Here is a 12,527-nt window from a genome sequence, read left to right as displayed (position 1 = left end):
CACGAACATCATCACGGTCGGGACCCCCGCGGCCGCCACCTCGGCGGCGTCGTGCAAGGGCCCGGAAGGAAGCCGGTGGGACACCCCGCAGGTTTCCCGGATCGCCTCGTCGCAGAGCCCGATGAGCTCGGGATGAAAGGGCCGCGGCGCGATCTGCCACAAGCGCTCCCAGTGGACATCGACATGGCCTTCACGGGCGAAGCGCTCGCTGGCCGCTTTCGCCTCCGCCAACATGGTTGCCAGCGCCCCGGCGTCGAGATGGCGTTGGTCGAGCGTGATCCGGCACTCCTCGACCACGCTGGTGACGATGCCCGGCTTGGTGGTGCAGGAGCCCAGGGTGCAGACACCTGCACCGCTCCGTTCCGCGATCTCGTAGATCTCCGGGCTCATCTTCGCGGCGGCCAGGAAGGCGTCGCGGCGACGGTTCATCGGCGTGCTCCCCGAATGCGCCGCCTGGCCGCGGAAGGTGATCGCGTGGCGCTCGACCCCGAACGTCCCGAGCACCGCCCCGAGCGGCAGGTCGAGGTCCAACAGCACCGGCCCCTGCTCGATGTGCAGCTCGAGGTAGGCCGCCGCATGCGCCAGTTCCTTGCCACTGGCTTTCACCTCGTCGAACTCGATCCCGCAAGCGCGCAGCGCGTCCGGGAGGGCGATGCCATCGCGGTCGACGAGTCCGCGGGCCTCGTCCATGTCGAGGTTGCCGGAGCACGCGGATGACCCGAACAGGCTTTTGCCGAAGCGCGCGCCCTCCTCGTCCGCCCAGTCGACCACGCGGATCGTCACCGGCGGCTTGCCCGCCGACTCTGCATGGATCCGCCGCAGGATCTCCAGTCCGGCCAGGACGTTGAGGCAACCGTCCAGCCAGCCGCCGTTGGGCACGGAATCAATGTGGCCGCCGATGATCAAGGCCCGCTCGCTCTCGCCCGGCAGAGTCGTCCAGAGGTTGCCGGCCTCGTCGGTGTGCACTTCCACCGGCAGGTCGTCCAGCAAACCGCGGTACCACTCGCGCGCCTTGGTCCACACCTCGGTGAAGGCCACCCGCTGGGCGCCATCGGCGTTGCCGGTCAATGCCCGCAGTTCCTTCAGTTCGCGGACAGTCCGCCGGGGGTCGAGGTGATCGCTCATCGCCCGACAGAATGCCGCACCCGCTTCTAGAAACAATGCGGAAGCTCGATGACAGGCGGCGGCGGCTCAAGGGCCGACCGAACTCATCCGGTCATCTTCTTCCGGCCGGGACTTCGGCTCGAACCCGCTGATCGGTTCCTCGGCTTCCCCGGACAGCACTTCCAAAACCGCCGATGAGGAAGGCAGGATCATTGCCTGGCTCCACTGGACGTGCAGCATCCGCTCCCCGCTGTCGGGCAAGGCGGCCGTCGCCACGCCACCTTGGAGTCTCCACCCCTTGCCAAGGAGTTGGTTGACCCGGTCCTCGAACTTCCCGAAGTCGTCGGAAGTGACGACGGTGTATTGGGTATCATTCACCATGGCTCAGGCGGCGTCATGGGTCGTTTCCTGATGGATCTCGCGGAGGTGCTGGCTGAGGCGCGCCCGGCTGAAATCGCCGATGTTCGCCTCGAGCCGGGGAATCAACCGCGAACGGATCTCCTTCCGCAGGCGCTCCGGCAGCCCGGGGTCCGCCAAGGCGTCGCGATACTCACGCCAGGTCGCGGCCTCCCGTTGTTCGAGTTTTCCCAGGTCGTCCACCACACAGGGCTCGGCCAGGTCGTCCATGGGCTCTTCCTCGATCCGGCACCCGAACCGTGACAGGTAGGCGAGCAGGCTGGCGATGTTCTGCCGATGCTTCTTGCCGACCTCGCGCAGCACCGCCCGGACGGGCTGTTCGTGGTGGCGTTGAAGGGCTTCGCGGAAGCACTGGAAGGAGGACAGCTCCACGTCCAACAGGTGCCGGCAGGAGATCCATCCCGGAGGGAGCTCGGTCGCACTCATGGTTTCCAATCATCAGCTCGCGGGCCACTTCCCGGCGAAACCCAAGAACACTAACCATGAGCATCTTACAATGCTTCATCTTTCCAAAGCGACGGTTCTTGATGCATTTCGCACGGCGCAAACTGCACGATCTCCGGCTGCCAGCTTGTTCCCGCCTCCCCGAATTGCTTGGCTCGGGAGCATGACCCTTCCCGGCTATCGCCAGAGTCTGGCCCGACCCCACGACTTTGAGCCGGTGCGGGTCGAGGGTCGCCTGCCGGACTCGTTGCGCGGGACCCTCTATCGCAACGGGCCCGCCTTGTTCGAACACGGTGGGCGGCGCCACCGTCATCTCTTCGAAGGCGACGGGGCCGTGTGCGCCATCCGCATCGGCGACGACGAGGTGCAATGCGCCCATCGCCTGGTCGAAAGCGAGGGCCTGCGCGAGGAACGGGCAGCCGGCAAGCCGCTCTACGGCACCGCCGCCTCCTGGCCGCGACGGCTTGCCGCCAACTGGCGGAGCCGCTTCAAGAACACCGCCAACACCAGCGTCTGGCGCTGGCAGGAACGGATGTTCGCGCTGATGGAACGCGGAAGCCCGACCGAGCTCGATCCGCGGACGCTGGCGACGATCGGCACGACCACCTTTGACGGTCTGGTCGCCTCGGGCTTCTCCGCCCACCCCCACCGGGTCCGCTCGCGCCGGGCCGACTACAATTTCGGCCTCGTTCCCGGCCGCCACCCGCGCATCGAACTACTAGAGTTTCCGTGGCAGGGCGCCCCGCGTGTACTCGGTTCCGTGCCGCTGGAGAGCCACGTGATGCTGCACGACTTCATCGCCACCGACCGCCATCTCGTTTTCTTCATCGCCCCGGTGAAGCTGCAACTGGGACGAGTCTTGGCCGGCAGTGCGGACCTCGACCGGATCTTCCGCTACGACCCCGCCGCCGGCACGGAGATCGTCGTCGTGCCGATCGACGACCCCGGGAAGCCATCCCGCTTCAGGGTGGAAGCGTTCTGGCAATGGCACTTCGCCGGGGCCTGGGAGTCCGGCGGCGAGATTGTGATCGATTTCATCCGCCACCCCGACTTCCGCTCGCTCGGCGACCTCAACGCCGCCGACCTCCCGGGCCGGGGCCGCGTGACCCGGGCATGGCTCGACCCCCGGGCTAAAACCTTGCGCCAGGAAGTCCGCTGGGACACCGGATGCGAGTATCCCCGGATCGACCCGCGCTTCGAGGGCGGCGAGCACCGGCAGCTCTTCGTCACCTACGACGGCAAGCAGAGCCTGCTGGCGAAGGTCGACCTCGAGACCGGCAAGGCCGAAACCTGGGAACCGGGCACAGGCTGTTTTCCTTCGGAAATCGTCATGGTTCCGCGCGACGCGGACGCAGCGGAAGGCGACGGCCACGCGCTCTCGCTCATCTACGACGAGGCCGCCGATTGCAGCCACGTGGCGGTGCTCGACACCGCCCGCTTCGGCGACGGACCGGTCGCCCGCATCCACCTCGGCCACCGGGTGCCGATGACTTTCCACGGCTTGTGGGTCGGCCGCGACTGATGCTGCCTTTCAGGCTGCCATCGCCGGCCGATCGCTGGCAGGGTGCACCTCATGACCCGCCGAGCGATCCTCGCCTTGCTGCTGTCCGCCACCCTCCCCTGCCTTGCCAACAAAAACCGCGCCGTCTGGTTCTGGGCGGATGCCGGCAGCATCTACGGCTCGATCAGCATCGTCGGCACCCCGGTGCGCGAGAGCCAGACGCTCGACTTCTTCAACAGCCGCCACATCAAGAAGGTCTACGGCAGCTATGGCGCCCGCCCGGTCGACGACGCGGCGGCGATTGCCACCTGGAATGCCAAGCTCGACGCCGAGGGCATCGAATCGCAATTCCTGATGTCGGAGAACACCTGGATCTTCCCCGCCAACCATCCCGGCTTCCTGACCAAGATCAGCGAACGGGTGATCGACTTCAACAACGCCCCCGGCCGGTTGCCGGCGGAAAAATTCGACGGCCTCCACCTCGACATCGAACCGCAGGCGCTGACCGGTCCGGACGGCTGGTCGGCGCAGTCCGCCACCGGCAAACGCGACTACCTGTTCCTGCTGCGCGACACCTACGCCGCGGTCCGCGCCCACTTCACCGGCGCCGGCTTGCCCGATTTCCCGGTGTACGCCGACCTGCCGGTCTGGTTCGACAACCTGCCCGTCGACGGCGGTTCGGTCGGCTGGACCGACGCCGCGGAGCGCGACGCATGGTTCGACGACATCGCGGTCAGCCTGACCGGGGTCTCGCTGATGCCGTTCGAACGCGACACCTTTTCGTTGATCGACAATGGCGTCGCCTGGGAGCGCGCCAACATCACCGGCGCCGGCATCCGGATCGGCATCGAGACCGACATCGGCAGCGCTGCGACCTGGCCGCTGGTCCCCGACTTCAACGCGATGTTGGCCACCCTCGAAAGCGCCTACGGCATCGACGAGGCGGTCGACATCCAGAGTTACAGCCACTGGCGGCAAGCCCTGATCGACCAGGCCTTCGCCAGCGTCTCGCTGGCCATGCTCGCCAGTCCCGGCAGCAAGCAGGCGGACCTTCAATTCGACGGCGAGGCCGGCCGCACCTACGTGATCTATCACACCCTCGACTTCTGTGCCTGGCAGGAGCTGCTGCGGCACCGCGCCACCGGTCCGGGACCCGTCACCGTCCCGGTCGAAATGGACCAGGGCCGCGGCTTTTGGAAAGCCGAGAGCGTCCGCACGCCCGAATAGCGGGAATGCAAAGGCCGGGCGCCCCGCATGGAGCACCCGGCCTTGTCGGGAGGGGAAACCCGTGATGATCAGGGCAGGCTGATCTCGTAAATGGTGGTGGTGCCGCTCACCTCGTTGCCGACCACCAGCAACGGTTTGCCGGACGCGCTCTCATCCGCCGGGACAAACTCGATGCCTTCCGGGCCGAGGTCTCCGGCCGCCGCGACGTTGTCCAGATTCTCCTCGTCGAACTCGACGCTGAAGTCGCGGTTGTGAGCGTAGGTCACGATGCTGACCTGATGCGGGTCGGTGATGTCGAAGACCATGACGCCGCTGATCCGTTCCAGTCCGACGAAGGCGTAGGTCTTCTCGCCGATGGTCCCGATCTCGACCGTTTCCGGCTCCGGACCCTTGTTGTCCGAGCGATTGTCAAAGCTGCCGCTTTCACCGTGGTCGGCATTGAAGTCGTCCGGGAAGTGATCGGCGATGTAGCGCTCGATCATGTCACCGCTGTCGAATACCAGCTCGCCGTCGGTCGAGAAGATCGAGAACGAGCGAGCCCCGAAGCTGTAGAGTTCATCGTAGTCCCCGTCGCCGTCCACATCGCCCTGGGTGGTGATCACGTTCAAGCGGCCGATCGCCTCGTTCTCCTTCAACAGGTCACCGAGGGGAAAAGCGCTCGGGTCGAGGTCGAGGTCCTTCACCCGGGACTCGTCGAGGTAATCGCCCCACTCCCGCGCGTCGCCCTCGTTGGCGGTGACGAGGTAGGTCTCACGGCCGATCCGGCCGAAAAGCCCCTTGCGTCCCGCCGAGTAGGTGGCGATCCCGTCCGGCATGTAGAGCCCTTTGACCGGCCAGTTGGCGAGGCGGATCATGTCGTCCTTGTCGGAGGCGTCGAGGGCGTTGCCGAGCGCCGAGTGATCCTTGAAGCCGAGTCCGAAGATGCCATCGATCTGCTTGCGGTTCAGGTCGATGGTGAGGATCGCGTTGTTCTCCTGGCAGGTGACGTAGGCGAAGCGGTCCTGATCATCGATGGCGATGTATTCCGGTTCGAGGTCCTGGGCGATGGTCGTGCCCTCCGGCCCGGAAATCCTGACTCTCGCCACATCCTCGTCCGTCAGCGACCCGAAGGTGATCTCGGTCACCCGGTGCCGGCCGCTGCGGCCCGTGCTTTCGATGATGGAGACGGAACCCTCGGGATCGACCGAGTAGTCATCGGTCGGCTCGGCCTCGTTGGCCACCACCAGCCGGCGGCCGGTGGAATCGTAGGTCAGCATGTCGGGAAGGTAACCGACCTCGACCACGTCCTTGATGGCGAGGCTGCTGTCGAGAAAGACCACGACGCCGCGCTTCGACTTGTCGTTGTTGCCGATGGCCACGGCGATCTCGTCGAGCCGCGGGTGAACCGCAATGCTGTTAGGGTTGCCGAACTCGGAAAGATCGACCGAGTCCAGCGCCACCGGATTCGACGGGTCGGCGGCATCGATGACGTCAATACCGTCCGTGCTGCCGTTGACGACATAGACGCGGTTGGTACGGGCATCGAAGGCGACAATCTCAGCCGCCGATTGGTCGAACAGGCTCGCCGCATCTCCGAAGCGGACGGTGCCGACCGGGGTGAGCGAGAGGTCGGCGTGAGCAAGGCCGGAAGCGAGTCCGAGAGCGAGACCAGAAGCGAGAGGGAGATGGCGGGGAAACATCGGGCGTGGTGTGTGGATGAAGATTCACGGCATCCCGGAATCCATGACTGGCATCCCGGAACATCGCGGCGTTTCTCCAGCCTGATTCCCCGCCCGGAAAGTCCCCGCGGGTTCCATCATCGTCACACTTCCACGGTCCACTCCTGAAAAAGTCATGGTGCATCCATGGGATTGCACGTAGGGTGAACGATGGATTCAACGCCATCACCGCCCATGACACCGAACCTCGGAAACAACTCGCCCCTCGCCGGAAAGATCGCCGAAGTTGAGGCCCGGCTGGAACGACTCGAAAGCGAAATCGAGGAGATCGGCCAGCCCGCCGCCTACGATTTGAAGAAACGCTTCGACGCCCTGCTGATCGAGGAAAAGGCGCTGCGAAGGAACTTCGAGGAGTCGGTCGGCCGCGGCGAACCCGACTCGGTGCGGCTTGAGAAGGTGGAAGCCTTGCTCCGCCACATCGAGAACGAGGAGTCATCGATGGAGCACGAGGCCGGCTTCCTGCACCAGTCGGCGCCGTCGTCCGTGACTCTCGCCGCGCAGGCAGCCGCCCGCATGATCGACCTCTATCACCGGGCCATGAAGAAGGTGCTCGGCGACCATCACCCGCTGGGCGAGTCGGTGTTCGTGAATCACACCCACGAGAACCTCGCCACCGATTACGGCCTCGACCGCCACGCGGACCCGAAGCCCGGTGACAAGTGACGACGAGGCCCGGCTCAGGGCACGCGGAAGAACTTCTTCTCGCTGACCGGATACTGGGGATCTGCCACCAGGCGGCCGCTGGGGAAACCCTTCACATCGATCACGTTGTTGTTGAAGGGGCTGAACACATAGCCCGGTTTCCCGGGGACCGCCCTTGCCGTCGGGATCTTGCCGCGATCGTCCGCGGGCGGAGGCTCGGGTTTCGGATCCACCAACGGCTCGGGCTGCGGCGGATCCGGCTTGTCCGGTTCGGGATCGGCCGGCTTCGGCTCGGGATCGACCGCACCGGTCGCCTCCGGCTCCTTCTTCCACCAATTCCCGCAGCCGGTAAGCCCGGTCGCCCCGATGGAAAGGAACAAAGCGAGCGAGAGGCGGAGAAAGGCGGTCTTCATGCCGTCCAACCCAGCAGCAGGGATACCAACCGTCAAGACATCATGCTGTTTTTCCAGCATTTTGACCTACCGCCGGTTGACAATCGTGTATTCCGACCGGAAATGGCGGGATCATGAAATGGACGCTGCTTGCTCTTCTCATCCTCGCTCCGGCGCTGTCGGCTGAACCCTCGCTGCAGGAGCAGCTCGACGCCCGCTCGGCGGAAGCCGCCAAATCAGGGGACCCCGCGGTCCGCGCCGCCTACGCCCGCGGCATCGATGCGGTCGCCGAGTCCGGAATCCTCGACCGGGCGAAGAAGGTCGGCGACAAGGCCCCGGACTTCACCCTTGAAGACGCTGCCGGCAAGGCGGTGCAGTTGTCGACCCTGTGGAAGGACGGCCCGGTGATCCTCACCTGGTACCGCGGCGGCTGGTGCCCGTATTGCAACATCGCCCTTGCCGCCCTTCAGGAAAAGCTGCCGGAGTTCCGGGCGGCCGGGGCCCGGCTGGTCGCCCTCACCCCCGAGCTCCCGGACAAGAGCCTCTCCACGAAGGAGAAGAACCATCTGGAATTCGAGGTCCTCACCGACCTCAACCACCGGGTGGCGAAGAACTATGGCATCGCCTTCGAACTCACGCCGGAAGTGCGCGAACTTTATAAGAAGCACTTCAACCTCACCGACTTCAACGGCAAGGAGGCCGGCGAGGGCACCCTTCCCCTCGCCGCCACTTACATCATCGGCCGCGACGGCGTCATCCGCTGGGCTTTCGTCGACTCCGACTACCGCAAGCGGGCCGAGCCGGACGACATCGTCGCCTTCCTGAAAAAGGACGCCCGCTGACGGGCAGGCGGGTCCGCCTCCCTACGCCGCCGGCTTGTCCCCCGCCGGCGCCGGGATGAGATGCACGTCGCGCTGCGGGTAAGGGATGGAGATGCCGGCGGCGTCGAATTCCGTTTTCACCCGCTTGGTGATGTCGGAGAGCACGGTCAGATAATCGCCGGTCTTGGTCCACGGCCGGCAGATGAAGTTCACCGACGAGTCGGCAAGTTCGTTGAGCTTGATCACCGGTGCCGGGTCTTCCAGCACCAGCGCGTGCTCGGCAACCACGCGCTCGATGATCGACTGGGCCTTGTCCATGTCGTCGTCGTAGCCGATGCCGAAAACCAGGTCGACGCGTCGGGTCGGATTACCGGTGATGTTGGTGATCACCTCGCCCCAGACCTTTTTGTTAGGCACCAGCACCTTCTTGTTGTCGAAGGTGCAGATGGTGGTGCTGACCAGGCTGACGCTGTTGACCTTGCCGGTGACGCCGCCGATCTCCACCGCGTCGCCGACGTCGAAGGGGCGGTAGATCATCAGCATCATGCCGGCGGCGAAGTTGCTCAGGGTATCCTGCAGCGCGAAGGCGAGGATGAAGGCGCCGCCACCGATCAAGGCGAGCGCCGCGCCGACGTTCACCCCGACGGTGCCCAGGGCGATCAACAGCCCGACCAGCAGGATCACCCGGCGCGTCATCTTCTTGATGAAATTCTTCAGCAGGCCGGACAGGCCCTCCTGGCGGTCGACGACCTTGCTCACCAGCTTGCTCGCGATCCCGGCGATCAGCCAGAAGGCCAGCAGCACGGCGACGAACTTGACCGCCTGGAGCCCCCACTTGATCCCGCCCTCCTTCGAGGTCAGCCAGCCGGTGAAGGCGTGCCAGGTCGAGCTGACATCGGTAACCTCGGCCTTGATCCCGCTCACCGCTGCCTCGTACTTGCGGTAAGCCCCGGGATCCCCGCCCTTGAGCTCGTAGGCCTTCAGCACGGTGTTGAAGCGGCTGAGCAGGGCGTCCTTCTCTTCCCGCAGACCCGGTAGCAACTTGAGCTGCGCCTCGCGGGCCTCGCCCACCGAAGTCCTGGAGGCGATCTCCGCGTCGGCAATCGCCTGCGCCTTCTCCTTCAGCAGCGCCTGCCAGCCGTCCGCCTCGGACGCCAGCTCCTCCTTGGTCAGCGGGTCGAGTTTCAGCGCGAGGATCTCGTTGGAGACCCCGGGATCGCCGGTCGTCACCGGCGCCGGCGGGTCGGCGGCAAGACAGGAAATTGAAAAGCTCGCGAGGAAAAGGAAGGCCAGCAGGGGAAGGTGACGCGCTCTCATGAAGTTCGAAACTGACCCACATCGACCCTAGGTCAAGCGGTTGGGTGATTTCTCCGGGACCTCGGCAGGTCGCAGGAACGGAAGGCGGCATCCCGTTCCCGCCGCTACAAAACCCGTCCCGGACACTGCTAGCCAATCCCATCGGCTCATGATACGGCCGGCGCGAGGCCAATGAGCGAGCAACCAAAAAGAACGCTGCCCGACTGGATGCGGCGGCGTCTCAACGATGGACAGCGGTTTCTCGCCCTTTGCGTGCTCGCGGGCCTCTTGTGCGGCCTGGCCGCGGTGGCCTTCCACCTCACCATCCACCACCTGTTCGACTGGCTGTGGGAACAGGCGGAGAGCCGCGATCCGCTGGAGTTCTGCGCGATCCTGCTGGCCGCCCCGACGCTTGCAGGGCTCGCCGTCGGCGTGGTGGTGCAGAAGTTCGCGCCCGATGCCGCCGGCAGCGGAATCCCCCAGACCAAGGCCGCCTACTACAACAAGGGAGGCAAGGTTTCCACCCGCGCCGGCATCTGGCGCTACCTGTTGGGCGCCCTCTACGTCGGGCTCGGCAACAGCCTCGGCCGCGAAGGCCCCACGGTTCATATCAGCGCCGCCATTTCCTCGCGCATCGGCCGCTGGGCCTTCAAGGATCCCGCGCGGGTCCAGTCGATGCTTCCGGTCGGGATGGCCGCCGGGATCGCCGCGGCTTTCAATGCGCCGCTGTCCGCCCTGACCTTCGTGTTCGAGGAACTGCTGGACAATTTCTCGATGAAGGCCATCGGCGGGATGGTCGTAGCGGTGGTCGTCGCCGCCGCTGTGTCGCGCACCATGCTCGGCGAGGACCCGGTGCTCACCGCCCGCATCGCGGAGGACTACAAGACCTCGGCCTGGATGCTGGTGGCCCTGCCGGTCGGCGTCGCGGCGGGACTGATCGGCCACCTTTTCGTGCGCAGCACCCTGAACATGCGCGGCTGGTTCAAGTCGGGCAGCCGCAAGGCCCCGTGGCTGGCGCCGGCGGCCGGCGGCTTGTCGTGCGGCATCCTCGGCCTGGCCGCCTTCTACTTCACCGGCCACCTCGGCAACGCCCAGAACTCGGTCTTCAGCATCGGCTACCAGAGCCTCGAGGCGGCCTTCGAGTATAAGCTCGCCGCCGGCATCCTCGGAACGCTGTTGGTGCTGAAATTCCTCGCGGTGGTGATCAACTACGCCTCGGGCGGCTCCGGCGGGCTCTTTTCCCCCACCCTCTTCCTCGGCGGCATGCTCGGCGGCCTGCTTGGCGTCGGCCTCGCCGACCTGCAGCACCTCGGCAACTGGATCCCCGCCTTCCCCGCCGACACCAAGGTCATCGGCGGCTGCGTTCTCCTCGGCATGGGGGCGATGTTCGCGGCGGTGGTCCGCTGCCCCTTCACCTCGCTGATCATCATCTTCGAGATGACCGGCAACTACTCGCTGATCCTGCCGCTGATGGCGGGCAACATGCTCGCCTGGCAAATCGCCCGCCGCCTCCAGCCGGTCAGCATCTACAACGCGCTGCTGCTCCAGGACGGCGTCACCCTGCGCCGGCTGCCGGCCTACCGCGGCGCGCAGGACTACCGCAAGCTGCCGGTGCAATCGATCATGACCCACGAGGTCTTCGGCATCCGGGCCACCGAGGAACCGGCCGACGCGCTGAAGCGGATCACGGCCGCCGACAAGCGCTTCCATGCCTACCCCGTGCTCGGCGAGGACGACGAGCTGCTGGGCGTCATCGCCCGCTACGAGCTGAAGCATCCCGGCGAGCGCCAGACCGTCGCCGAGATCATCGAAGGCCAGGAACTGCTCAGTGTGACCACCGAGTCGTCGATCCGCGACGCCGCCAACCGGATGATCGCCCGCGATCTCCAGCAGGTTCCCGTGGTCAGCCCGCTCGACGACACGAAAATGTTGGGCTGGCTCACCTTGAACGACATTGCGCGCCAGCAGAACGCGATCGAGGGCTGAGCCCCGGCGTCACGAGTCGTCGTCCGCGGCCGCGTAGATCGCCCCGATTTCCCGCAAGAGCCGCTCGAGCTCGCGGAAGTAGTCGTCCTCGTTCATCCCGGCCTTCCGCGACCGCAGGGCGAAAAGCTGTTCCTCCAGCTTGTCGCGGCGCGCCCTGGCCTCCGGATCGAGGCGGCGCTCCTCCTCGCCCGGGACGAGCTGCAACTGCTGCGCCCGGCGGCCGTCGGGCTCGGCACCCTGCTTGGCCACCTTCACCGCACGCACCCCCCGGAACCACCCGGCGGGAGTGCCGAGACCGTCGCCGTTGTCGTCGATGAGAGCCTCTTCGGTCACGATCCGTCCCTGCTGGCCGTAGAACTCCTTCACCCCGGCGGAGGCGGCGAGAAAGGCTTCGAGCAGCGAGGTCGCTCCGTCCTGGTCGCGGTCGGCATCGGGTGAATCGATGGCGGAGGCAAGATACTCGCCGAAACGGGCATAGGAATCCTCCGCGCTGTTCTTGGTCGCCGTGACGATCACCCGGCCCGGGGCCGACAAGGTGCTCAGGAACGGCGCGCTCGAGGCGCTTCCGTTCACCACCACCACTTGCCGCCGGGCACCCTCGAGCCAGGCTTTCAGCGTCGCGGCGCCGAGATCGGGCCCGCGCAGGTTGAACTTCGCCTCGCGGCCGTCGAAGGTGCCGTGGCCGATCAGGACGATCCACAACGGCCCGCCTTCGGACTTCGCCAAGCCCGGCACCAGCCGCTCCAGCCGCTCCAGGTCCGTGCCGCCGGCTTCATCAGCACCGATCCCATGGAATTCCGCCGCGCCGCGCCGGCCCGCTGCCTGCCAGGCAGCGGCCGCCTTGGCGAAAGTCGCGGCGAACTCCTCGCCGCCCGCAGCCCCGGTGACGACGACCAGGTCCGCCGTGCCCGCCCGCAGCAAGCCCGCCAGCGCCAGCAGGGCGGCGATCAATGTACGATGGATGCAGGAGTTCATCGGA

At 66.2% G+C, this 12,527-nt stretch carries 12 protein-coding genes; 5 read left to right on the top strand and 7 right to left on the bottom strand.

Translation table 11 applies throughout. The features are described from left to right. From IG178_RS08665 to IG178_RS08655, 3 genes are all read right to left on the bottom strand, one after another. Positions 1 to 1,125, bottom strand: a 1,125-nt coding sequence (locus tag IG178_RS08665) for a hydantoinase/carbamoylase family amidase (RefSeq protein ID WP_193212140.1), incomplete at its 3' end; no start/stop codon positions are given. 66 nt (positions 1,126 to 1,191) lie between these two features. Further along, complete coding sequence (locus tag IG178_RS08660) at positions 1,192 to 1,485, bottom strand: DUF1737 domain-containing protein (protein WP_193212139.1); 294 nt, start codon at positions 1,483 to 1,485, stop codon at positions 1,192 to 1,194. A gap of 3 nt (positions 1,486 to 1,488) precedes the next feature. Then, a complete protein-coding gene (locus tag IG178_RS08655; RefSeq protein WP_193212138.1) occupies positions 1,489 to 1,947 on the bottom strand; it encodes a hypothetical protein in 459 nt (152 codons plus the stop codon). 181 nt (positions 1,948 to 2,128) lie between these two features. On the opposite strand from IG178_RS08655, the gene IG178_RS08650 reads away from it, so the two are divergent. Both IG178_RS08650 and IG178_RS08645 read left to right on the top strand, forming a co-directional pair. Further along, entirely contained in the window at positions 2,129 to 3,487 is a 1,359-nt protein-coding gene (locus tag IG178_RS08650; protein ID WP_193212137.1) for a carotenoid oxygenase family protein, read from the top strand. Between the two features lie 51 nt (positions 3,488 to 3,538). Next, on the top strand, positions 3,539 to 4,693 hold the full coding sequence (locus IG178_RS08645; protein ID WP_193212136.1) for a hypothetical protein: 1,155 nt from the start codon (positions 3,539 to 3,541) through the stop codon (positions 4,691 to 4,693). 68 nt (positions 4,694 to 4,761) lie between these two features. Here IG178_RS08645 and IG178_RS08640 read toward each other — a convergent pair whose 3' ends face one another. Next, positions 4,762 to 6,372, bottom strand: a complete 1,611-nt coding sequence (locus tag IG178_RS08640; RefSeq protein ID WP_193212135.1) for a choice-of-anchor I family protein — start codon at positions 6,370 to 6,372, stop codon at positions 4,762 to 4,764. A gap of 213 nt (positions 6,373 to 6,585) precedes the next feature. Here IG178_RS08640 and IG178_RS08635 point away from each other — a divergent pair, with 213 nt between their 5' ends. Next, positions 6,586 to 7,074 (top strand): hypothetical protein, encoded by a 489-nt coding sequence (locus IG178_RS08635; protein WP_193212134.1) that lies wholly within the window; start codon positions 6,586 to 6,588, stop codon positions 7,072 to 7,074. Positions 7,075 to 7,088: 14 nt separating this feature from the next. Here the strand turns inward: IG178_RS08635 and IG178_RS08630 are convergent, their stop codons facing one another. Next, on the bottom strand, positions 7,089 to 7,466 hold the full coding sequence (locus IG178_RS08630) for a hypothetical protein (RefSeq protein ID WP_193212133.1): 378 nt from the start codon (positions 7,464 to 7,466) through the stop codon (positions 7,089 to 7,091). A 113-nt stretch (positions 7,467 to 7,579) separates the two neighbouring features. Between IG178_RS08630 and IG178_RS08625 the strand changes: the two genes are divergently transcribed. Further along, positions 7,580 to 8,287: a peroxiredoxin-like family protein gene (locus IG178_RS08625; protein ID WP_193212132.1), complete on the top strand. Its 708-nt coding sequence runs from the start codon at positions 7,580 to 7,582 to the stop codon at positions 8,285 to 8,287. Between the two features lie 21 nt (positions 8,288 to 8,308). On the opposite strand, the gene IG178_RS08620 is transcribed toward IG178_RS08625, so the two are convergent. Continuing rightward, a complete protein-coding gene (locus tag IG178_RS08620) occupies positions 8,309 to 9,583 on the bottom strand; it encodes a mechanosensitive ion channel family protein (RefSeq protein WP_193212131.1) in 1,275 nt (424 codons plus the stop codon). A gap of 171 nt (positions 9,584 to 9,754) precedes the next feature. On the opposite strand from IG178_RS08620, the gene IG178_RS08615 reads away from it, so the two are divergent. Next, positions 9,755 to 11,548, top strand: a complete 1,794-nt coding sequence (locus tag IG178_RS08615) for a chloride channel protein (protein ID WP_193212130.1) — start codon at positions 9,755 to 9,757, stop codon at positions 11,546 to 11,548. 9 nt (positions 11,549 to 11,557) lie between these two features. On the opposite strand, the gene IG178_RS08610 is transcribed toward IG178_RS08615, so the two are convergent. Further along, positions 11,558 to 12,523 carry a hypothetical protein gene (locus IG178_RS08610; protein ID WP_193212129.1) on the bottom strand — a complete coding sequence of 322 codons (966 nt, stop codon included), beginning with the start codon at positions 12,521 to 12,523 and terminating at the stop codon, positions 11,558 to 11,560. Between the last annotated feature and the right edge of the window lie 4 nt (positions 12,524 to 12,527).

The sequence above is a fragment of the Neoluteolibacter marinus genome, assembly GCF_014904755.1.
Lineage (GTDB): Bacteria > Verrucomicrobiota > Verrucomicrobiia > Verrucomicrobiales > Akkermansiaceae > Haloferula > Haloferula marina.
The sequence above is the reverse complement of the archived record's forward strand: the minus strand, read 5'-3'. Positions and strand labels throughout refer to the sequence as shown.